The organism is Paraburkholderia sp. IW21 (assembly GCF_041321145.1).
Taxonomy (GTDB): Bacteria; Pseudomonadota; Gammaproteobacteria; order Burkholderiales; family Burkholderiaceae; genus Paraburkholderia.
Genome location: NZ_JBGGWA010000005.1, coordinates 39,113 through 62,198 on the forward strand (window position 1 = coordinate 39,113; position 23,086 = coordinate 62,198).

19 protein-coding genes are annotated in these 23,086 nt (G+C 57.8%); 4 read left to right on the plus strand and 15 right to left on the minus strand.

Going from position 1 to position 23,086, the window contains the following annotated elements; all coding sequences use genetic code 11:
• Window positions 1-86 precede the first annotated feature (86 nt).
• Window positions 87-1,043: a LysR family transcriptional regulator gene (locus tag ACAX43_RS13405; RefSeq protein WP_370708888.1), complete on the plus strand. Its 957-nt coding sequence runs from the start codon at window positions 87-89 to the stop codon at window positions 1,041-1,043.
• A 388-nt stretch (window positions 1,044-1,431) separates the two neighbouring features.
• Window positions 1,432-1,734, plus strand: a complete 303-nt coding sequence (locus ACAX43_RS13410) for a TfoX/Sxy family protein (RefSeq protein ID WP_370709322.1) — start codon at window positions 1,432-1,434, stop codon at window positions 1,732-1,734.
• A 726-nt stretch (window positions 1,735-2,460) separates the two neighbouring features.
• Here the strand turns inward: ACAX43_RS13410 and ACAX43_RS13415 are convergent.
• Window positions 2,461-2,685 carry a hypothetical protein gene (locus tag ACAX43_RS13415; RefSeq protein ID WP_370708889.1) on the minus strand — a complete coding sequence of 75 codons (225 nt, stop codon included), beginning with the start codon at window positions 2,683-2,685 and terminating at the stop codon, window positions 2,461-2,463.
• A gap of 149 nt (window positions 2,686-2,834) precedes the next feature.
• Entirely contained in the window at window positions 2,835-4,307 is a 1,473-nt protein-coding gene (locus tag ACAX43_RS13420) for a benzaldehyde dehydrogenase (protein WP_370708890.1), read from the minus strand.
• Between the two features lie 614 nt (window positions 4,308-4,921).
• Here ACAX43_RS13420 and ACAX43_RS13425 point away from each other — a divergent pair.
• The gene (locus tag ACAX43_RS13425; protein ID WP_370708891.1) at window positions 4,922-5,929 is read left to right on the plus strand and encodes a transporter; all 1,008 of its coding nucleotides are present in this window, start codon (window positions 4,922-4,924) and stop codon (window positions 5,927-5,929) included.
• Window positions 5,930-6,795: 866 nt separating this feature from the next.
• Here the strand turns inward: ACAX43_RS13425 and ACAX43_RS13430 are convergent.
• Window positions 6,796-7,800, minus strand: a complete 1,005-nt coding sequence (locus ACAX43_RS13430; RefSeq protein ID WP_042975236.1) for a hypothetical protein — start codon at window positions 7,798-7,800, stop codon at window positions 6,796-6,798.
• Between the two features lie 811 nt (window positions 7,801-8,611).
• On the opposite strand from ACAX43_RS13430, the gene ACAX43_RS13435 reads away from it, so the two are divergent.
• Complete coding sequence (locus tag ACAX43_RS13435) at window positions 8,612-9,475, plus strand: helix-turn-helix domain-containing protein (RefSeq protein ID WP_370709323.1); 864 nt, start codon at window positions 8,612-8,614, stop codon at window positions 9,473-9,475.
• 51 nt (window positions 9,476-9,526) lie between these two features.
• Here the strand turns inward: ACAX43_RS13435 and ACAX43_RS13440 are convergent, their stop codons facing one another.
• The 12 genes from ACAX43_RS13440 to ACAX43_RS13495 form a co-directional block, all read right to left on the minus strand.
• Window positions 9,527-10,990, minus strand: coding sequence for a carotenoid oxygenase family protein (locus tag ACAX43_RS13440; protein ID WP_370708892.1), 1,464 nt, complete (start codon window positions 10,988-10,990; stop codon window positions 9,527-9,529).
• 152 nt (window positions 10,991-11,142) lie between these two features.
• On the minus strand, window positions 11,143-12,624 hold the full coding sequence (locus ACAX43_RS13445) for an aldehyde dehydrogenase (RefSeq protein ID WP_370708893.1): 1,482 nt from the start codon (window positions 12,622-12,624) through the stop codon (window positions 11,143-11,145).
• Window positions 12,625-12,835: 211 nt separating this feature from the next.
• Window positions 12,836-13,111 (minus strand): hypothetical protein, encoded by a 276-nt coding sequence (locus ACAX43_RS13450; RefSeq protein ID WP_370708894.1) that lies wholly within the window; start codon window positions 13,109-13,111, stop codon window positions 12,836-12,838.
• Between the two features lie 41 nt (window positions 13,112-13,152).
• Window positions 13,153-13,977, minus strand: coding sequence for a methyl-accepting chemotaxis protein (locus tag ACAX43_RS13455; RefSeq protein WP_370708895.1), 825 nt, complete (start codon window positions 13,975-13,977; stop codon window positions 13,153-13,155).
• A gap of 124 nt (window positions 13,978-14,101) precedes the next feature.
• On the minus strand, window positions 14,102-14,767 hold the full coding sequence (gene leuD, locus ACAX43_RS13460) for a 3-isopropylmalate dehydratase small subunit (protein WP_370709324.1): 666 nt from the start codon (window positions 14,765-14,767) through the stop codon (window positions 14,102-14,104).
• 91 nt (window positions 14,768-14,858) lie between these two features.
• Complete coding sequence (locus tag ACAX43_RS13465) at window positions 14,859-15,989, minus strand: porin (protein ID WP_370708896.1); 1,131 nt, start codon at window positions 15,987-15,989, stop codon at window positions 14,859-14,861.
• Between the two features lie 84 nt (window positions 15,990-16,073).
• Window positions 16,074-17,390, minus strand: coding sequence for an MFS transporter (locus tag ACAX43_RS13470; protein WP_370708897.1), 1,317 nt, complete (start codon window positions 17,388-17,390; stop codon window positions 16,074-16,076).
• Window positions 17,391-17,477: 87 nt separating this feature from the next.
• Entirely contained in the window at window positions 17,478-18,431 is a 954-nt protein-coding gene (locus ACAX43_RS13475; protein WP_370708898.1) for a 2Fe-2S iron-sulfur cluster-binding protein, read from the minus strand.
• Between the two features lie 4 nt (window positions 18,432-18,435).
• On the minus strand, window positions 18,436-19,512 hold the full coding sequence (locus ACAX43_RS13480) for a Rieske 2Fe-2S domain-containing protein (protein WP_370708899.1): 1,077 nt from the start codon (window positions 19,510-19,512) through the stop codon (window positions 18,436-18,438).
• Window positions 19,513-19,737: 225 nt separating this feature from the next.
• Window positions 19,738-20,799: a gentisate 1,2-dioxygenase gene (gene gtdA, locus ACAX43_RS13485; protein ID WP_370708900.1), complete on the minus strand. Its 1,062-nt coding sequence runs from the start codon at window positions 20,797-20,799 to the stop codon at window positions 19,738-19,740.
• Between the two features lie 2 nt (window positions 20,800-20,801).
• Entirely contained in the window at window positions 20,802-21,671 is an 870-nt protein-coding gene (locus ACAX43_RS13490; RefSeq protein ID WP_370708901.1) for a fumarylacetoacetate hydrolase family protein, read from the minus strand.
• A 67-nt stretch (window positions 21,672-21,738) separates the two neighbouring features.
• Complete coding sequence (locus tag ACAX43_RS13495; protein ID WP_370708902.1) at window positions 21,739-22,971, minus strand: 3-hydroxybenzoate 6-monooxygenase; 1,233 nt, start codon at window positions 22,969-22,971, stop codon at window positions 21,739-21,741.
• Window positions 22,972-23,086 lie beyond the last annotated feature (115 nt).

A 23,086-nucleotide genomic window follows, 5' to 3' on the forward strand; every position in this document is an offset into this window, starting at 1 on the left:
GCACTCACCGCTGTGGTTACAGCGATGTGCGAACGAGTATAGTTATTCGAATATCCATGGTATATAGACTAAAAAGCCCATCCGTCATGCAAAAAAACACAAGCAACCTGCAGGCGCGCCTGAACTGGGATGATCTTCGCTATTTTCTCGAGGTGGCCCGCACCCAACGCGCGAGCGGTGCGGCGAAACGTCTGGGGGTTGACCACACCACCGTCGCGCGTCGTGTGAGGGAGCTGGAGGCGGCGCTCGGCACTGTGCTGTTTGACAAATCGCGCGCGGGCGGCTTCGTGCTGACGGCGGAGGGGCAGCGCCTTCTCATCTATGCAGACGCTGTCGAAACCTCGGTGCATTCGGCAAGCGAACAGTTCGCTGGAGCTGCACAATCATTGTCCGGTCACGTGCGGATCGGGTCGACGGAAGGGTTCGGCTGTTTCTTCCTGTCACCACAACTCGCGCGCTTTACCGCCAGGCACCCCGATATCGCGATCGACCTGCTGCCCGTACCCCACTTCGTGAGCCTGTCCAAACGTGAGGCGGATATGGCCATCACGCTTGAGCGCCCCGAACGCGGCCAGTACGTCTTCACCAAGCTGTGCGACTACCGGCTCAGGCTGTATGGCACGCGTGAATATCTGGAGCGCCACGCGCCGATCGGCGCGGTGACGGATCTACGGCATCACGCGTTCATCGACTACGTCGCAGACCTCGCGTTCAGCCACGAACTGCTTTACCTGAACCGGACCATTCCCAACGTCGCGGCCAGTCTGTGCAGTACCAGCGTAATCGCCCAGTATTACGCGACGCTGCAAGGCAACGCGCTCGCCATTCTGCCCTGCTTCATGGCCGCGTCGAATCCACTGCTGGTGCCGATTCTCCCTGACGAGATAGTAGTCACGCGCCATTTCTGGCTGAGCAGCCGCGAAGATCTGCGCAAGCTTCGCCGCATCACGGCACTATGGGATTATCTACGTGCTGCTGCGGATGCAAACCTGTCATTCCTGATGGGGGAATCCGGCGAAGTGCGCTATGTTGATGCCCGATAGACGGATAGGTTCAAGTCAAGGCGACTGTGGTTTCACGGCGGTTGCTGATCGCATTGATCGGCATTCAGCACAGCACCTCCGGATCGTTGCGCGTCAGCTTACCTGACTAGATCGCAGCCACAAGAAGCGGGACAAACACGTCGTAATAGGGGCGCACCTAGCGCTCGATCAGGAGACTCAAGCTGTCACCCTGCCCACTGCAGCGGTTGAGATGAATAGCTCGATATCGGGTTCGCTGCCGCCCGATCCATGAAAAGACTGCGAAGCATCACCGGTTCTTTCTATCCGGCAGATCGCGGCTGATCGAAATGAGTCTTGCTGCCGCACGCGAGATGGCACTTGAGCTGGCCGATCGCCTGCGTGCAATCGGCCCGATTTCAGTGATCGGATTTTCGGGGGCGTAGGACTTCTGAGGAACGGCGTCCAGTTCGCCCTTTTCATGAAAGACACGCTATATCTGCGCGTGGATAAGCTGACCCGCACCGATTTTGATGCATTGGGCGCGCAGGCTTTCACCTACAAGGGTCAATCAAAACCGGTCAAGGTCGCCAGCTACTGTCAACTGCCAGATGAGATCGTGGATGCTCCGGACCAGTTGATCCACTGGGCAATGCGAGCAAGTCACGCAGCCGCAGCAGCAAAAATCAGATTCGCACCAAGGCCAGGATCCCGTACGGACCGACTCGAATAATCTTTCGCATCGAATTCGAGCTATGTGTGGAATTCCTAGGTGTGCAGCTCACAGACATGGACGCTTGAGGAGTGGCCGCCTATTTTTTTGAGGCATGGATCAGTAGCAGCAAACGAGCTAGGGTGTTTGATCACTCGCGCCCATCATATAAAGATGTCACGTGAGCAGGCAAGAATACAAATGATATCGGCGACATTCTCACCCATGCATGCTGGGCACACAAGTAAGGAAAGTGGGAAACGTACCGGCTCGAATCGTCGGATGCAAGTTCATGAGCGGAGGTAGTGATGCGGACCACAACAGCACGGCAGATCGCGTTAGCTGCTCAATTTCATCGATGACGCAACTGCGCAGACGCCGGTCATCTGGCGTTCCACCCTCGCTACCGGGAAGCTCATATTCCGGCGGCTGACGCGGCATCAGACCCGCATCGCGCGAGCGCGCCCATGAGCGTGCTATCGCCCCGGGCAGCAGTCCGGACATGAGCGCATCCGGCAATTGTTCGCCGTTGGCGAAGCACTTGCAGGCCACGCGTAGTTGTCCGAGAGCGCCTGAGCTCACAGACAACGGCACGGACGTACTCTTCATACCCCGTTCCCGTTCAGATGATGATTTGGAGCCAACTTGTAGAGAGCAACGATAATGACCCTACAGACAGATGTGGCCGGGTGATGCAAATTCTCTCGACCGCGTGCCGCTTGCTCGAGGCGGTCCTGCCCACACGTATCAAGGATACTGAAACCCGCGCGTCATTCTTACGTGACACTGGATTGCTTCGAGCGTGCTGCCGCGCTTGCCGTCCTCGACCGCTTCATCGAACTGTGCATGCTGGACTTCATGAGCTTGCAGAACGACTATGTCCCCGCTGAAACTCGCCGCCCTGTCGCCCAGCGCCACCAGGAGCAAATCGTCAACGGCGCTCGCGGCGCGTCGTGCAGCGGCCTTCTCCATATCCGGGCCAACGTCCTCTCTTGCGCCGGCACCTTCAGGCCTGGGCTCGCTGCAGTTGCACCGGGTAACGCGGTTCGACGACGATCAGATCGATGTGGCTCGGGACTGTCGCGCAACACGAACCAACGCCATCTTTATCCCCCGGCACCTTAGAGCGGATAAAGCGGCGCTTCGCCCTTGACCGTGAGCCATTGCCACTGCGTGAATTCCTCCCAGTTCGCTGGACCGCCGACGCTCGTTCCGTTTCCCGATGCACCCACACCACCGAATGGGTTGATCACTTCGTCGTTGACCGTCTGATCGTTGATGTGCAGAAGGCCGGTCCGCAGACGTTCGCCCATGCGCAGCGCACGGCCTACGTTTGATGTGACGATGGCCATCGCGAGTCCGTACTCCGTGTCGTTGGCGAGCGCTATCGCCTCCTCGTCCGTGTCGAACGGAACTACCACCGCAACTGGACCGAAGATTTCCTCGTTGAAGGCCGGATTTTCTTTAGTCACGCCGGTGAGCACCGTCGGCTCGAAGAAAAGGCCACGGAAACTGCCGCCCGCTTCGACGCGTGCGCCCGCCTGCTGCGCGGCGTCGAGCACGCGCGCGACGTGATCGCGTTGGGTCGCATTAATAAGTGGCCCAAGCGACACATCGTCCGCGGCGGGATCGCCAACCGTCAGACTCGATGCCTTCGCCACAAGCTTCTGGACGAAGCGCTCATATACGACGCGTTGCACGAGCACACGGCCCGTCGCCATGCAGATCTGCCCTTGATGCAAATATGCACCCCACGCCGTATTGGCGACAGCGAGATCGAGATCGGCGTCGTCGAGAACCATAAGCGAGTGTTTGCCACCAAGCTCGAGCGAGACCTTTTTAAGATGGCGGCCCGCCGCCTCGCCAACCTTCCGACCCGCGTTCGTCGAACCTGCGAACTGGATCATCGCGACGTGCGGATCGCTCGTGAGTCCGGCGCCCGTGGCACCGTCACCGGGCAGCACGTGCAGAACTCCTTTTGGCAAGCCGGCCAACTCAAACAGACGCGCAATAACGATGCCGCCGCATACCGCGGTATGCGGGTCCGGCTTGAGGACCACTGCGTTGCCGAGGGCGAGCGCGGGCGCAACGGCGCGCATGGCCAGATACAGCGGGAAGTTAAACGGAGAAATTATGCCCACGACGCCAAGCGGACGGCGGCGCGCGACTGACAGACGCCCCGGAACCGATGGCAGCACCTCGCCCGCCGATCGCGACGGTAATGCACTTGCTTCGTGCAGTGCCTTCACCGTCACCTGTGCCTCGAAGGCAGCCTTTGCGCGCGTCGAACCGCTCTCGCGCACGATCCATCCCAGGATCTCCTCGACCGACTCCTCCGCAAGACGCGCAGCACGACACAACACGGCAGCGCGCTCGTCGTAGGGTAGCGCGGCCCACCGCTGCTGCGCTTCGAACGCCGTCTTCGCCGACGCAGCGACAAGGGCACCATCGGCCATGCCGATGCACGCGAGACGCTTGCCCGTGGCGGGTTCGCTCACTTCAGCCTCTGAAGCGCCATTGCACCATGAACCGTTGAAAATACGACCGTGCCAGACGTCGTCGCCCAGAAGGCGGGAGGAAGGGGTAACGCTCATGCAGACTCCTGTTCAATTGATTCGAAAACCAGAAACGCGATTACCACAGCGGCGCACGCCGTTCAACTGTGTCCCCGAATTGCGTCTTAACCTAGCGGCGAAGGCCTTGGGTCACAACCGGGAATTGTTCCAGTGTCCGGAAACCGCGTAATCGCGGGACAGTGCGACAAAAAGCGTCCAGATGCTGAACACCAGATTCGGAACCGTCTTCAATAGATGGATTCAGACTGGCCCGCTCCTGTACACACTGCATATCCAGTGCTTCGTCCATCCATCTCACGAGATATCCCGAGCGCCGACGCCGCGAGCCCGCTCATACCTCTCAAGCGTTCCATGCGAGAGGTCTCATACGACATTGACCTATCGCAGTGCTTATCGAATTAATCATAGAAACTTCAACCTAGGCTTGACGATTCGAGTTTGGCCAATCGCTCGGTGGCGCGGCTCTACCGTGCGGTCAAGAAACCGAAGTTGCCAGCAGGCACTGTCAGACATCAACGCGTCACTGGCAGACAAGACGCATCCAATCCAACTTCCTAAACTGCGTGCCAGAACAGCTCCTCAAGTGAAGGAGCGACTCGAACAAAACCATCATAAAAGACAAGGAGACGGCAATGAAATGCACACGCGGACGTTGGAAGAGCGCAGCGTCGAAGATAACTATTGGCCTCGCGGCCTACGCCGCGCTTAACGCCCGGGCCGTACCACCGACGGTGACGCTACCGAACGGCCTCGATCTCGGCAATACGTCATTCCTGGACGGATTCGGTGGGAACCCTGGTGATCTCGCTGTACAGAGCTATCTGACGTTCGCGCATGCCAACGCCTATAAAACCAACAACGGCTCCAATTCGCCGCTCTTCAACGATCCGCAGTTGAACGTCACCACGTTGGTGGAACAGGTTCTCTACGAGTTACCCACTTCAACAACAATTCTTGGTGGTCATCCCGGGATTGACGTGATCGTGCCGTTGGTGAATCTGAATTCGTCGTTCAGTCCACCGCCTCCGTATCCCGGAGTCATGCCAACAAGTGGACATGCAGGCCTCGGTGACATGAACCTGGGCGCGCTCCTTCAATGGGATCCAGTGACAGTTGACGGGCATCCAGTCTTTGTTAGTCGCGCCGAAGTGTATGGGATGTTGCCGACGGGCAAGTATGACCGGACAACAGACATAAATCCGGGAAATCACTTCTGGGGCATCGGTATCACTGGATCGTTCACATTTCTCCTGGGTCCAGACTTTGAGATCAGCTTGCGTCCGCACTACCAGTACAGTTTCAAGAACGGTTCACCAGCCAGCAGCGCGCCGCTTGACCCAGGTATCGAAGACACCCAGGCTGGCCAGGTTTTCTATACGAACTTTGCCGCCTCCTACAAAGTGACGGACAAGCTGCGCATGGGTATTAACGGATACTATCTGCGCCAGATCACAGACAACCGCGTCAATGGTTCCGCGATCGCGGGCTCGCGGGAGCAGGTGCTTGGTATCGGGCCAGGGGTCTACTACGACCTGTCGAAGGGAGATAAATTCTGGCTCAACACCTACACGGAAACGCTCGTTAGAAATCGGTTTAGAAACGGCGCGGTCGTGAATTTGCGCTGGATTCACATCTTCTAGAAAAAACGTAGGGTGCGGTCGGGTCGCTCGCGGCATTGCTGCGAGCGACATTACCTCTCGAAGGTTCTACCATGCCTGATGAATATGCCATTTTTTGCCCAAAGCGCGACGAGAGTCCGCGTAAGACTCTACCCCGGCGTATCTGCCCCAGACCACCCACATCACACGGTTGCGCAGCAACGTCCCCACGCGCCCAACCAATCGATACGCTATACGGGTCTATGCGTGTAAGCGTGAATTGCGGCAAGCGAATGACGGATATGACGCGCATGCAGAAATGTTTCAGCTCCGATTCGTCACTGTTCAGACGGATCGATTTACTCCAGGCGCTTGCTGGAGGCGGATATATATAAGTCCGGCGATATTTGAAAGCGCATGCATGAACACCGCTTTGGCAAGCCAGTCTCGAAGATTGCATACAGGCGAATAACTCCCAGGGTGCCCCCGGGGCTGGCAAAATGATACCCACCGTTGGTGGCGTAGGCCGATCTGAATCTATTCACTGTCCTCCGACCGAACCGCATACCGATACGTCGGGAACAGAGACTCGCTGGGATGCACAACGCCATGTTCTGCGTATCCCGCGTGGTCGCAACAAAATGTCGCCTGTCCAAATACCAAGGTCCGCGGCGGCTGCGTTTAGTTTTCAACGTTCATCCTTCCGCCGCCCACGCCGCCTGCGGTTTATCCCGGATCCCCTTGCCTTCCTCTACCCATAGGACTGGTTTTCACACAATAGCGGCAAATGCGGCGCAAAAAAAGAAGGAGCCTAATACGAATGCTCCGACTGTTGGTACGGCCCGCGCTGCGTCAGGAAGTAAGTCCGGGTGGCCCCGATAATGGCCGCCGCACGGGTACAAAGATCTCTAGTGTCTGTCCTCGCCCTCACTGTCTGTGCCGATATATTCTTCCTTATGCGCCGCACGGCCATGAAACGGGCATCCGCTCCCAGAAGACTGCTCATGCCTGGGCTTTATCGGTGGCGTAGCCGCTGCCACGCAGATAGCCAGCCGGGCGTCTCGCCGCTCAATGAACGTATTGGCGGGATCTGGGGCGAGTCGATCGCCTATCCAGAAGAAAGCCGCAGTTCCCAGGCGAAATGCTTTCAATACGAACGGATGAGGCTGCCTGATCTTGTATGGACCGAGCATCCATGCCGGAAGCAGACTGATGACCCACAGACGCCCGAACCATCGCAAGGACCGCGGGAAATAGCGATTCGCAAACTGCTCGATTATGTGCGCAGTCGCTTCGACGCCGAGAGGATGCTCACCATCGACGTCGCGCCCCTCATATTGGTCCATGAAAGCCATTACGCCTTCGAACGTCTCAGGGAAGCCACCAATCGGCCTGCCGCTCTTTACATTGAGAAAGAGGCCAGTCATCTTTGTCCAGAACCTGACTGCAACGCGCTTTTCCTTTTCCGAGAAGCCACGTAACCCGACCCGCCTCATCAAGCGGTGCATGCCTGCAGCCTCGTAACACAACGTATACATGTAGATGTCGTCGTCCGCGAATGTGTCCGGGCCCTCGTCCGGGTACTTCTTCGCATAGAACGCGTGGATACGATTGATCGAGTCGACGTTTCGCTTCGTCTCGTCGTGCGCCGAGCCATAATGCCACCACGTCTGCATTTTCCATGACGTGTCATCCGCGCGTCGATCCGGCGCGCGGACGATTTTTCCCTTGCCGCCGTCGAGAAGCACCTTCGCCCCAAACTCACTGATGATGAAGTGCGGAAACGTAACCGCGTAGATGAGGTTCATCACGAAATCGTTGGCCCGGTACGCGGTCATCAACTTCCAGATTTCGTCACAGTCCCGCTCTTCGTCGAGGGACTCGATTCGCTTGGCAATCCACTTATAGGCCATCTTTGCCTCCGTTATTTGATTCTTTCTTGTGGTAAGTGCACAGACCTGTTCATCGCGGCGCCCGGGGAGACAATGCTCCGACACTCTGCGTCAGGGACGACTTGCCATCGCTGCATCGGCAACATCGCTCTCCTGTGAACGCAGGGCCTTGCTCCCGCGCAAAACTATCCGGTGGCACGCACGCAAATTCCGCTACGTTATGTCTGTATCTCCGACGCATTTGCGACGCGAGGCTTTTCAACACCGTTAGTCTAGAAGCCCCTGAGCAGCGAATCTTGCCTGCCCGTGACTTACCGATATCTGATAACGACAATTGAATCTGTGCGGATTCACTATCCGGCGTGTAGGGGGCCGGCATTATCTGATGGCTCCTGGATCGGCTCTGAAATGTATAGCTGCACGTAGTCGGGCGAGCGTTTTAACTGAACGTTTCACCACATCGACTTCCAGTGAGTCTGACGAGAGAAAGCACTCAGACGGCAGTGGCCCGATTTGGATTCCCTAGCCCACGGGGGAACCAGCCGGCCCGCTGCCAGCTCACGCGCGAATACTGCAGATACAACGGGCATAAGGGAAAACACGTCTGCCATGGCCGCGCAAATTTATCGAGAATCCGAGGAAGTTCACAACAATGTTCCGTGAATTGATGCGACTAATGAATTAGTAGGAGAGCAAAATCGGTACGCAACTGAGACATCAGGTTCTGCACGTCACATCTTCCAGCGAAAGGCGCGCGTGGCCAGATTTAATCAGCGATCTGGTCGCAGGCAGCCCGCCCGAAGAAAATCGTCAGTCGTGCGAATTCGAAACCATCGGCACGACACCGTTCGGCGGATCGATCACCTGCGGCGCCGTGGGAGCAGCACGGTTTGCGCGCGTCGCGGCGACACCCTCCGTATACAGGGGACGACCCAGATTAGGGTCAGATATAGCTCCGATCTTCGTCGCATTGCAGACGAACGGCGACAGTCTTCTCGGAGACGGCGTCAGGCAAATTCGTCTATTGCCGGGAGAATGGACGGTCTTTGATGCCCGGTGCCCGTTCACTATCAGCAGCCAGCACTGTATGGAGCTGATCTTCGTGAACGTCCCGGGTTTGATCCCGGCGCAGCCACCGAGGCAGCCACTCATCTATCCGACCTTTGAGCCTCCTGGAACATCGGGTTCGGCACGGATGTTTTCCGACCTTGTAGTCTCGCTCTTCAGGGAGTTGGAGAACGTCGATTCGAATATCGCGATATCATCGGTCGACCTTCTCAGAAGCCTGTTTTCTGACGCTTTTCGTATCCAATGCCCGTGGCCCGCACGACCACTGGAGACACAACGTCGTGCGGTCATGCAATTCATCGAAGAACATCTCTCAGACCCGGAACTCAGTCCGCCTTCCATCGCGAGCGCTCTTGGAATGTCAATTCGTCAGGTTCATCGCCTGTTCAAGCGGGCGGGTAGCCAGACCGTGGGCGAGTATATCTGGAAGCGCCGTATTCAAAGGTGTTCGGAAGAGCTTCGTTCCGGGGCGAACGCAGCGCTCAGCGTGACTACGATAGCCTTCCGCTGGGGCTTTAGCAGCTCGCCTCACTTTTCACGCGCGTTCAAGGAGGAAATGGGGCTGACGGCATCCGAGTATCGCCGTAACTTCCTGACTGATCCGGGCAACGCAATCCAGCTCCGCTAACGGCACCCCGCACCGCTGCTGGGCAACGGCGCGGACACGACGGCTAATGCGCTAGGCGGCCCCGATCCGCGAACGGGGAATCCAGTTGCCATGGAATGCGAGCGGAATGCGATTGTTGATCCGAATCCTTGCGACGGGTTCCCCGTCGAACTCCCTCGCATCGAGAATAAGCAGTTCCGAAGAATTTCGCATAGGATTCCACCAGACCGAGAGCAGCCATCCGTGGTCTTCGCTATCCGGCGAAGGATGCGGTACAAAAATCGGCTCCCCGGGGATCATGCTATAACTCTCTTCAATTCCCTGCAGTTGCATATTGCCTGTTGCAAAGTCGAACTTCGCGAGGCAATTGAATCCTTGCCCGCTCCTTTCAGGATCGACAGCCGCGAGATATCCAAATCGATGCTTCTTGCCCGAGACCGCCTCATTCAACCTGAGGAACTCGCCCTCCACCCCCTCGAATGCCATCTGGGCCGAACGCCGGTTACGGGCATCGATAATCGTACGCACCATTCGAGGAAAACCAAACACCGGGGCTGTCACATGCGGAAAGGAAAACGGAAATACCTCTCCGATCGGAGGCACACAGGCTGTCTCAAGGAGGTCCGAAATGCATGCATCGACGACGATTTCATCGCCCTCCTGGTAGGCATTCAGGAAGTGCGTAATCTGAAAGTCTTTTTCCTGCCTGATGGTGATCGTCGAACCATCGCGACGATTAACCAGAAATATCCGGGTGCCAGCCGATGTATCGAGAGACAGGACGCCCTTACCCTGCGCTACCACGCCCTCTTCCGCAACGTTATTGATAAGCGGGCTCAAAAAGAAAATGAACCAATCGTCGCTGAAGATAAAATCGTGGATCCACGCGCGACTATCCATTTTTACGGAGTGTTCGCTCTGCACTGCTCCGGCCCGATCTACTGCAAAGCACGTCAACGTCCCGGCCTTAACGTCCTGCGCAATGAAAAGCGTCTCTCCGGTCGACGGATCGACGTGCGGGTGACCGGTGAGAAGTCTGTCTCCAAAGCGCCCCCCAAAATCGAAGGTTCCCTTCGTTTCCAGCGTGTCGGGATCAAGCTCCCAGTAGTGATTTCCGAGCTCATGAAGGGCCAATACCTTGCCCGCGAGCGAAATGACGTTAATCCCTGCGACGGTCTTGATCGGGGGAGCGCCGGACGGCAATTCACCTTGAGAAACATTCGAGGCCCCATAAAGCCCGTTATAGAGCGCCCGTCCGGCCTTTTGTTCCACCATAAGACCTTCCGTCTTCACCCATTTGCACGCATACCGTACGCTGCCTTCGTCCAGGAAGAACGCGTGCGTCATGCCATCACCATCAAACCAGTGAGCGCGGTCGGCGTTGAGCGGCTGGAAAAATTGCGAGTTTCCGGTTCGATACAGTACTCCGCTTAACTCGCGTGGGATCTTGCCCTCGACTATCGGCGCGTCCTCCTCGTATTCCCGCGTAAGCGGCTCGAACGGGCCGTTAAGAAACGGATTTACCTCACTCCACATGTGCCAACTCCTGCAAAACGTCATTTTGTGTTTCAGGGGCCAAGCGCTGTCATTTGGCTATCCCTTGGTTTCGAAAGATAGGCGTCGGAGGTTCACCAAACCTGATCGTTTTCAGGGTGTCTTCCCGGTCATCGCGACGCCCACCTTGCTGATCAAACGGCGGGAAAGTAGATCGCCTTCGTCTCCGTGAACGTTTCCAGGCCCTCGGGACCACCTTCCCGTCCGATGCCGGACTGTTTGAATCCTCCAAAGGGAATGGAAGGATCGAGCTGAAGCCCGTTGACCGTGAGGTTTCCCGTGCGGATTCGTCGTGCAATGCGCTCGGCTCGGCCGATATCAGCCGAGAATATAGTGCCGCTGAGACCGTACAGACTGTCGTTTGCAATGCGGATAGCGTCTTCGTCTCCGTCGTGGCATATGATCGAGACCACTGGACCGAAAACCTCCTCACGAGCGATCGTCATATCGCTATGGACGTTGTCGAACACAGTGGGAGCGACAAAGTAACCATGCTCGTGCCCAGGGGCGCGGCCCCCGCCGATGACGGGGTTGGCCCCCTCACGTTTTGCCACGTCAATGAAGTCCAGCACGCGCCGGTATTGATTGGAGGTTGCCACGGGTCCGATCATCGTGTCCGGGTCCCACGGGCTTCCAACCTTCATCCCATCAATCGCGCGGATGTATGCGTTCATGAATTCGTCGTGCCGCTTGCGCGGCACCAGAACACGTGTTTGCGAAAAACAGATCTGACCACTGAACGGCATTGTGAACGGCGCTACGTTCGCAATCCAGGCTCCAATGTCCGCATCGTCACAGATGACTGAGGCCGATTTTCCACCAAGTTCCAGGCTGACTCGCGCGAGTCTGTCTGCACAGACCTGTGCAATGTGCTTTCCTGCCACGGTCGAGCCAGTAAAGCTAACCTTGTCGATCATCGGTTGGCGAATCAACCAGTCACCGACCTCACGACCAGCCGGCACGACGTTGAATACTCCTGGAGGAAGTCCAGCGGCGGCGAAACATTCCGCAAGTACCAATGCGTCCAACGGCGTTTCCGGGCTGGGCTTCGCAACAACGGTGCAACCTGCTGCGAGTGCGGCGGCCAGCTTTTGCGTCAGCAGAACAAGCGGGGCATTCCACGGTACGATCAGCGCACATACGCCTACCGGCTCCCGAACGACTTTTACTCGTCCCGTGGGCACCATGCGCTCGTCGTCGAACGAAGATTGCGAAATCAGATCCGCATAAAAGTCGAAGTATGCCGGTGCGATCCCGGTAAACTGGCTCGCAAACCAGCTCGGCGCCCCGACCTGCGCCGTCCAAAGCCTGCCAAAAAGGGCGAGACGATCCCGCATCTCCGACGCAATCCTCCGAAGCGCTGCAGCCCTTTCCACAGACGGGCTGTACGCCCAGGAGCCTGTATCGAATGCATCCCGAGCCGACTTAACGGCAGCACCAGCGTCTTCTATCGATGCAGCGGGCAACCGGAAGATCACCTCTTCGGTAATGGGCGAAACCAGCTCGAACTCCTCTGAGCCCTTCGGCGCGCACCACTCTCCGTTGATGAAAAAGCGCGTCCGAACGTTGTCGGACAGTTCGCCCTCGAAATTGAATTGATCTGTCGCTGCCATCATTTGTCTCCTCAAGCGTTTCCCGGTATCGAACTGGAGATTACGGAGGCAGCGCTCTGGCGTCTTGCCTGAGCATGACACCGCGATATCTGTGCATGACGTCCTGCGACCCCGTACGCGATAGCGTTGGCATTCCGGCGACTCCGGACCACTATCGAGCAGCGACCAGGCACAGGCCAAAGCTATCCGGAGCGCACATCTATAACGGGTGCCGTCACCCGACGGACGCCTGATCTGGGGCAAAGGTAAACAAGGCGACCTCAGCCTTCAACCTATGTGCCTGGTCGTCAAGCGATTCGGCTGCTGCTGTCGCCTGCTCAACCAGCGCCGCATTCTGCTGCGTTACCGAGTCCATCTGAACGATCGCCCGGCTTACCTGGTCAATGCCATGACTCTGCTCTGCCGACGCACCTGCGATTTCCTCCATGATCTCGGAAACGCGCCCAACCGCCGTCCTGATACCATCCATGACCTGGCTCACGTCTGCCATATGTTGTGAGCCGAGTGCGATGCCGGCCACGGAGGCAGAGATTACTTCCTTGATTTCTTTGGCAGCCGCGCCGAACGTTGAGCGAGGCTACGGACCTCGCCGGCCACTACGGCAAAGCCCTTTCCCTGTTCACCAGCGCGAGCAGCCTCAACCGCAGCGTTAAGTGCAAGGATGTTGGTCTGGAAAGCCAGTTCTTCGATAAGGCCGGTAATTTGCGAGATTCTGTTTGAGCTTTCGCTGATACACCTCATCGTGTCTTCCATCGCGACAACCATATTGCTTCCGGCGGCCGAGACCTCGGTGGCCTGTCCGACTAACATGGTAGCCTCGTGCGTGCTCTCCGCATTCTGTCTTACCGTCTGAGCTAGCTGTGTCATGCTTGATGCCGTCTCTTGCAGAGACGCGGCCTGTTCCTCCGTACGTGCAGAAAGTTCAAGGTTGCCTGCCGCTATTTCGCCGACTGCCCTGGCCACGGCATCCGCTGACAATCGCACTGAAGACACCGTTCCTTCAAATCTTTGCATCAGCTTGTCGAAGGCCAACGCGCCCCTACCGAACTCGTCCATGCGCGGACTGGCTGATCGCTGCGACAGATCCAGTGTCCTCGTAATTTCCTCAAAATTCCTCCGCATGCGGATCAGTCCGCCACAGACAACGCGTTGAAGATGAACGGTCGCCCACAACGACATGGCGGTTCCGACGGTGCATGCGAAGATCACACCGCTCAGGAGAAAATCCGATCGAGTTCCCGAAATATTTCGACCGAACAACTCGATCGCGGCCAGCGATGCCGACGTCACCGTCAGGATCGCGCATGATCCGAACGCGAAGAGCAGCCGAAGCCGGATTGTTATTACTTTATTCATAGCCCTATCCCCGGCGAACACTGGATGACACGTCTTCCGTTATCAGCTCAACGCGGCGTGATGAAATCCATTCAGTAGAAGTGCTTCAGGATCGGAGACGCATCCCCGACTGTCCAGCCGCAGGTCATTTTCCGATCTTTGGAGATGTCAGGTGTCTGGCGAGCCACGGCTGGCTCTCTATCCGCTTTTTCTCGAAACTTCGAATCAGGTCGGCGTGACGCAAGGTGAGCGCGATGTCGTCGTAGCCGTTGAGCAGGCAATATTTCCTGAATGCTTCGACCTCGAACGAGTGCTCTTCACCGCTCGATGTCGTTATGCGCTGCCGCTCCAGATCAACGGTCAACTGAAACCCGCAGTTTGAGCGCGTCTGCTCGAACAGATGTGTTACCTGCTCTTCCGGCAGCACGATCGGCAATAACCCGTTCTTAAAGCAATTGTTGTAAAAGATCTCTGCGAAGCCCGGTCCGATTAATGCCCGGAAGCCGAACTGCTCCAACGCCCACGGCGCATGCTCACGGGAGCTCCCGCAGCCGAAGTTGCGCCGCGTCAACAGGATCGATGCGCCCTGATAACGGGGATGGTTGAGTATGAATTCCTGATTGAGGGGTCGCGTTGAATTGTCCATCCCCGGCTCGCCGTGGTCGAGATAGCGCCATTGATCGAACGCGTGTGGGCCATATCCCGTCCGCCTGATCGACTTCATAAATTGCTTCGGAATGATCGCGTCGGTGTCCACGTTCTCCCGGTCGAGAGGTACAACCAGACCCGTATGTACGGTGAATTTGTTCATCATGCGGTGCTTCCCAGATTTCAGTCGATAGGACGTAAGCGAACCGGGGCGCAGTATTCCCGCGCGTCCCGGTCACGGAGCGTTGCCTGCCTTAGAAGCTGTGTCTGATCCCTACCATGGCCCCGAACTGACCGTCGCCCGCCGCCGGCGTCGTGCCTCCGCCGCCCGAGCTAACGGTAAACTGCGCCCTGGCGCTGTTATCGAGGTAAGAGCCTTGCGCGTATACGGCAGTGCTTTTTGATAGCAGATAGGTAAGGCGCAGCGTCCCCAGGGTGCCGCGGGTATCGTGCTGGGACACAATCATGCGGTACATCTCGCCATCAACGATAACCGCCGGTGTGGCTTGAATACTTGCCCCGGCATAAAAGAGGTTCGCACGGACGCCCTCAACGCCGGGTCCCGTTACCGTCCGGGCGATCCATCCCGCACCCAGTCTCGCTGGTCCGATCTTCGCCCAGCCGTTGGCTTCGATGCGCGCGTCCTTATCACCGCTTGCCGTGATCGGTACCGCCGCCACACCATCGAAAAAGCTCGCAGTCGCCTTCGCGCCACCTCTCTGTTCATCGTACACGGCCGATGCGCCGAAATTACCTCCGTCGTATTTCAAACGGGCGCTCCACTGCCTGCACGCAGTAAACTGGCCCGCAACACTACCCGCGCAAGTACCCTGCCCTGGAGCGTTCCCGGTTCCGGCGGAGTCCCTGCCAAAAGAATAGGTCGCGCCAAAGCTCAGCCCGTAATAGGTAGCACTCTGATAGACAACTGCGTTGTCGCTACGCGCATTGGGCAGGTATGCATCAAACGATGCGATCGCATAAATGTTTGGGCCGAGAATGTCAGATTCCTGGATTCCCCAGTACGCCATCGAATATTGCCGGCCGAAGGAGAGCGTCCCCCACGTAGATGATTTGATTCCAACCCAGGCCTGTCTTCCGAACAGGCGCCCACCTTGTCCCAGATCCCCTCCACGCGGGTTGAATCCGTTTTCCAGCACGAAAAGGGCCTGAAGACCTCCCCCAAGATCTTCCGCTCCACGCAAACCCCAGCGCGATGGGAGTGAACCCGTAACACCAGGCATTCGAACAATTGAATCTCCGTTGGAATTTGCGTGCGTAACATATTCGACCCCCGTATCAATAATCCCATACAGGGTGACGCTACTTTGCGCCAATGCCGGCGTCGCCGCGCAGACTGCCAAACCTGCGATGATGTATTTTTTCATTAGATCTCCGAATTTTTTAATAACTTAAAAGCCCTATATTTGGGCTACTCGAGTGCCGTTCAGTTCGCTTGCTGAACTCAGACTCTATTCGCGCCGGGCGTTTCTACGCAGCGCAACAGCAACTGCCGCTATGACCGCCGGGACGATGCCTGCAAGGAACACTTCGCTGACGCTCCAATGCAGTTCAAGAAGAATTCCGCCGATCAGCGGACCACAGATAGAACCGATGCGCCCAATGCCGACGGCGCATCCGACGCCCGTAGCCCTCATGTGGATCGGATATATTTCGGCGGCTAGCGCGTTCAGTCCCGCCTGGACACCCTGTACAGCCACGCCCATCAGGACGCTCACGACGACGACCGTGTGAGCATTGCCTGCCGAGCTTGCCAGCGTCACGGCAAGCAGCATATATGCAACGAGCTCCGAGATGAGTACCCTTCGCGTACCGAACCGGTTCATCAACGGACCCTGCAGCAGACAACCCACGACACCGCCCAGACTGAACAGCGCCACGGACCGGATTCCTGCAGAAACGGAGTGCTGGGCCGAGGACAGTACGGCCGGCATCCAGCTTACGATGAAATACAGTACGACAAGGTTCATAAAATAGGGTATCCAGAGCAGCAACGTCTGGACAGCGTGCTCGCGTGCGAACAGGTCGCGCAGCGGCACGCGGGCCGCGGCATCCTCCGGGGCGTAGCGCACCAGAGACGGGTCCAGGTCCGGTGCAATCCGCTGAACAATTGCGCCCAGTTGTCGCTGTTTGCCCCCGCGTAACACGAGAAAGCGAGGCGACTCTGGCATTAGGGTGAGGGATAGTAAAGCGACCGCAAGAGGTAATGAACCACCGACGATGAATACAGACTGCCAGCCGTGAATGGGGATCAGTGTCGCGCTGATCATGCCACCCAGCACCGCACCTAACGGCATACCGCACATCAGGGTGGCGACAATGGTGCGGCTATGCCGCCGCGGGGCATATTCCGACGCCAGCGAAATCGCATTAGGAAGTGCCCCACCCAATCCGACTCCAGTGAGGAAGCGCAATATCAGGAGCTGATCATACGTTTCGACATACGCGGTTGCGATCGAAAGTGCTCCAAAAAGCACGGTCGAAAGAACGATCATCGTCTTGCGGCCGAATCGATCGGCAAGGGGACCCAGCGAGACTGCCCCGAGAAGCATGCCAAGTAACCCGGCACTGAATACTGGTCCAAAATGGGTAACGGGCACTCCGATCCCCCGCGAAATGACCGGGGCCAACATACCAATGATCTGTGTATCGAAGCCGTCCAGAACCGCCGTTAATATACAAAGCGATATAGCGTAAAACTGCAGGCGACTCAGCGGTCGGGCGTCTATAACCTCGTGCACCTGTATTGAGGCCGATGATGTACTCATATTTGTCTCCGTGCGGCTGCGAGCCGCTCTTTTTGTTAATCAGCTTCGAACCGGCTGACGCGTCAGTCGAGAGACACGTCAAACGGCCTAAGGAAGGTCTACGGTGAGGCTTCCCCCATTGACCCGCGACACACAGGCGCACATCTTTATTCCTTCCCGCTTTTGCTCATCGGACAGGAACACGTCACGGTGATCGATTTCACCCGTGGATTGGACAACCTGTACAGCACACAGTCCGCACTCGCCCTTTCTGCAATTGAAAAGCGGGTCGGCGCCGGCAGCTTCCAGCGCATCAAGCACGGTCTCGTCTGCGCCGACGCCGACCTCTATTCCGAGCCGGGGCACCTTTAGCGTGAACGGGCGATTTGGATATGCGCCGCCATTGGCAAATGACTCGAATCGCAGATCGGCGCTTCGTCGACCATCAGCAACCCATGCGTTCCTCGCCGCGGTCAACATGCCGACAGGGCCGCAGACGTACATCTCTGCGTCGCGATCCAATCCCTCCAGCAGATTTTCGAAGGAGACGACCTCGTCCAGGCTGGCGTCATAAATCTCCATTGCACGACCCAGACGCGCCTCTAACTGGTTGAGGAACGGCATGGATTTGCGATTGCGTCCAGCATAAACGAGACGAAACTCCGCGCCGGCAGCCAGCAACTGCTCGACCATCCCTACGATAGGCGTAATGCCGATACCACCCGCCACGAGAATCCGGGGTACCGCGTGCGTCGACAGCGGAAACGCGTTGTGCGGACCGTCAATCCGGAGCGCATCGCCTTCGCGCAGGCACCACATGAAAGCCGAACCTCCCCGCGACGTTTCCACGCGTCGCACTGCGATGAGCCCCTTCGATTCACCATTCTGCGTGCCGATCAGCGAATAGGACCTCGACTGGGTACCCGATTCCAGTTGACAAAGAACATCAACGTGGCTTCCCGGCTGGAATGCAAGAGGCGCCCTGAAGTCGAGCTCGATAAGACGGACGTCGTCGCATACCTGCTCGACGCGAGTGACATACACAGCCTGTACGTATTTCATGTCGCTACTCCGCTGCTTGCGAACCGAGGGAGACAATGGGAACGACCGGATTTTTGCCGGTACTTCCCTGCCGCTCACGTTCCACAAGCCGGTCGATGTAACGGCGCGCCAGTAAGGCTCCCCCATCGACGTTAAGCGGATAGAATTCGCGATCGGGATAGCGCGACACCGCACCCTGCTGTGCTTCGAGAATCGCCTTATCTTCAGCAAAAATCGAGCGTACCGCCTCGCGCCACTCGGTAGTGAGGCGCTGGCTGCTGAGCTTGTAGTTCCGTACGATTGCCCAGTAGTAGACGCAAGAGGTCTCTGTCTCCGGCGTGCTCACGTGAATCACGAAGCCCGTAATGCCCTGACTGCGATCGCCCTCGGGCGCGCCGGTGCCCGTCGGCGCGACACCAACGTCAATCGTGACGGTGCCCGGAGCATGAAATGTGATGTGTTGCCACCGGTCTACCGGCCCCGCCTTTCCAAGATGCTTTTTGAAGAAGGGGGGCGGCTCGATGTTGACCATCCAGCGCGTCACCTCGACAGTGTGTTGTGTACGGGAAACGGTAAAGGGCGCTTCAGCGACGGCGCGATTACCGATACTGCTGTGATGGACGAAGGTCTCGTGGGTAAGATCCATGAGATTGTCGATCAGCAGACGATAGTCGCATTGAAGATGTGTCGTCCCACCGTCACCGGCCCAATCGGGGCTGTCATTCTGGAACAGGTTAGGAACGAGCGCTTCGTCCGCCAGCTGTGGGTCCCCCATCCAGACCCAGACAAACCGATGTCGCTCGACGACGGGAAAAGACCGCACGCAGGCCGATGGGTTCAGGGTTTCCTGTGATGGCATCTGGATGCAGCGGCCGTCAGCTGCAAACACCAGTCCGTGGTAGCCGCACGTGACAGCGTCACCATTCAGTGTTCCAAGTGACAGGGGCAGCAAGCGATGCCAACAGGCATCCTCGAGCGCCGCTGCGGAGCCATCCAGTTTTCTGTAGACGACAATAGAAATACCGCATACCTTCTTCGGCGTGAGCTGACGGCCAATCTCATGATCCCACCCAGCCACGTACCACGCATTCATTGCAAACATACTTCGCCTCCTCACTTGCTGTCGCTCTTATGGCGAACATTCGAAATGCTCTGCACGGCGCTTACGGCACGCCAGCACATCGTGGGGTCAATCCTGATTTATTCGGTACTCCAGAGTTGAACTCCGCGCATGCCACCGGTACATCATCGAGGGCAACTACCGTGACATTCGCGATGTCCGAATTTCCGCGCCGAGGTTCAGCACGGCCCCGGCGCGCGGTGACACTCAGTCGTCCAACCGTTGCTCGCGCCAAAGTCCAAGTGCCTTTTGCGCGGGCCGGTCAGAGAAGCTGAAAAGGACTGCGTGTTCGGTCGTCCGGTGTGAAGTCACGCTCCACGACGGCGCAACGAATACGTCACCCACATTCCATTCGATACGCTCACCGCTTATCGTGCTCACACCCTGCCCTTCTCGCACGCAATAAACCGTGGCATCGGTACACCGGTACGGTCGGCCATTGAATCGGGCTGGCAACTGCTGAATAAACGCGCCCATCGTCGGCATCGGATACCCCCCCGTCGTGGGATTGGTGTACTGGAGCTTGATACCGTGACAGTCATCCACACCACCGCGTGCCAGTTGCCGGAACGCTTCCTTCACCCTCGAGTACGGGTAATGAAAAACCGGGGAGGAGCTACCCTCCGGGACGTACCCGATCGGCAGCATGTTCGAACCGTAGCGGGCAAGTGCGTCTCCCGCGGACCGTTCGACCTGCTGTGTCTCGCCGGAGGGATAGGCTTCGGCGAAACTCGCGTCAAAGAGGTTGACGATTGGGACGTCAAGGCCATCAAGCCAGATGACGGGGTCCTCGCCGAGATTGCCGTGGTCATGGAAGGTCCAGGAGGGCGTCACGATAAAGTCGCCCGCGGACATCGGGATGCGTTCGCCACTAACTGCTGTATATCCGCCCTGACCTTCGATAATCAGACGCAGGGCGGCCGCAGCGTGTCGATGGCTGGGCGCCACTTCGCCCGGCAGGATCAGCTGAAGGCCGGCATACAAGCTCTGGGTGATCTGTGACATCCCACGGATGCCCGGGTTCTCGAGCACCAGAACCCGGCGCTCCGCCTCCTTCGCGGTAATCAGCTCTCCTGCCTCAAGGAGCAGCTTGCGCATAACCGGGTAGTCCCACTTATGCGCAACGCTGCGCGGCCTCGGCTCGGGCGTCACGAGCTGGGCCATCACAGCCCACAAGGGCGCCGAATGCTGTTCGTTGAGTCGCCCGTATAGCGCGAGGCGTTTCGGATCGTCCGTGTCCCTGGCCAGTTGAATGTCGGGTGTCTGCATGGTCAAGCCCCGATCCCGCTGCTTCGAACATCTACGCGCATCGAGCCAATGGCATCGAACTCGGCGAACATGCTGTCACCCGGCCGAATCGATGCAACACCTTCGGGCGTACCGGTAATGATCACGTCGCCGGGGTGCAGGGTATAGAAAGAGGAAGCAAATTCGATCAGTTCCGGCACACCGAGAATCAGCTCACTGGTGTTGGATTGCTGACGAATCTCTCCGTTGACCGCAATGGAGAATCCGAGATTGCCCGGGTCCGGAAGCTCGTCGCTCGTGACGAGCCACGGACCCAATACCGTGTACGAGTCCGGAGATTTGCGGAAGCTGCGCTCTTCCGGGCCCCGAATCGTGATGTCCAGACCGATGCAATAGCCGGCAACGTACTTGAGTGCATCTTCCTTCGACACGTTGGCGGCTGTTTTACCGATGACGACGGCGAGCTCGACTTCGTGATCGTTGCGACGATCGAGCTTGCGCAGCGCAACGCCTTGGGATGCACCGACGAGCGAGCTCGTCGCTTTCAGAAACAGGCCCGCGCGCTGGATATGGTTAATCTGGTTGTCGTGATGCAGATTCGCATCGCCGAGCACTTCTTTCAGGTGCTTCTGGTAGTTCACCGGGGCTGCGACAATCTTTCCAGGGTTTGCGACCGGACTCAACAGCGCAACCTCAGAGAGCGGAATCGACCGCGCTCGCGGCGCTATCTCCAATGCTGCGTGTCGAACCTGCTCCAGATCCGCGATCAGTACATCATGTTCAGGAAACGGATATTGAGCCGAAGGAAGGACCCGGAGAGCTTCCGTTACGTCCCTGACTACATCGCCTTCTACAAGACCAAGGCGGTTTTCATTAAAGCGGCAGATCTTCATGTTTTTATCCCAGCAGTATTTCTAGTGGCACACGTGACGCGTGGCGATCTGGTCAGGCAGTCCGACCTCAGTTTGTGGTCACCAGGCTCTCGCCCCGGAGCTGTGAAGCCGGGCGGATAGCACTGGCGTCATAGAGCCATGCCATACCATCCAGCGTCTGATCGAGGGACCGTGACTGCAGGAACTGATTCCGCAACTCGCGATTCACGCCATTCGCGTGATAGAACTCGCCATACAATCGTGCGCTCATCTGGACCTTGCCCGTGCGCAGATAGCGCCGTTCCTGATAACGCACGAATGCGGTCGCGAGATCGTCGTTGGCATGGGCAATCTCGTCCGCAAGCACGACGGCGTCTTCCATGGCCATGCAGGCGCCCTGCGCCATGTATTGCAACATCGGGTGTGCGGCGTCGCCCAGAAGCGTCACGTTGCCCTTCGACCAGTTCTTCACCGGATCACGATCGCACAGCACCCACATGCGCCACGTCTGGATTTTTTCGAGCAGGGTCTTCACGGTGGGCACTGCGTCACGAAAGCGAAGATGTAGCTCTTCTGCATCGCCCACAGCGTCCCAACCTTCCACGTACCGGTCGCTATGGAATACGGCGACAAGATTAAACAACTCTCCGCCGCGCAGCGGATAGTGAACCAGGTGAGTCTTCGCCCCGGCCCAGAGCGTCATCGTGTTTGAGCGCAAATCCTCCGGCACTTCGCTGATTGGAAGAACCGCGCGATATGCGATATGCCCGGACACTCGTGGACCACCGTCTCCGACGATCTGGCTCCGTACGGTCGACCAGAGTCCATCAGCGCCGATCAGCGCACGCCCCCGGACGTCGCCGTCCGTCGTCTGCAATACAACGCTGTCGCCGTGGTCAGTGAAACCGTTCACTTTCACGTTCGTCGACACTTCGATCAGATCCGAGCGCAGGCAGGCGTCCAGAAGAATCCGATGAAGATCGGCACGGTGAATTAGTGCATAGGGGTAGGTGAACCGGTTGAGGAACTGGTCGTCGAGAGGAATCGACACAACCTGCTCACCCGATATCCCATCCATCATCACCAGCCGTTGAGGCATCGCCGCCTTGGCACGGACCGCATCCGTGACGCCAAGTCGTTCGAAAACGTGGAAGGCATTTGGCCCGATCTGAATGCCCGCCCCGATCTCTTTGATCTCCTGGGCGCGCTCGAAAAGCCGAACTTTGAAACCGGCCTTGCTCAGGGCAAGTGCCGCCGCGAATCCACCAATGCCACCACCCGAAATAAGGATGGGCAGCGAATGCTGCTGTCCTGATGCCATGTCTCCTCCGACTTATTGCAAGTACATGAATGCGTCTGAACGCCCCCGCAGTTCGGTGGGCCTTCATAACGTGGTCGATTCTAGGGACTCGCGCACCATCAATCTATATGTAACA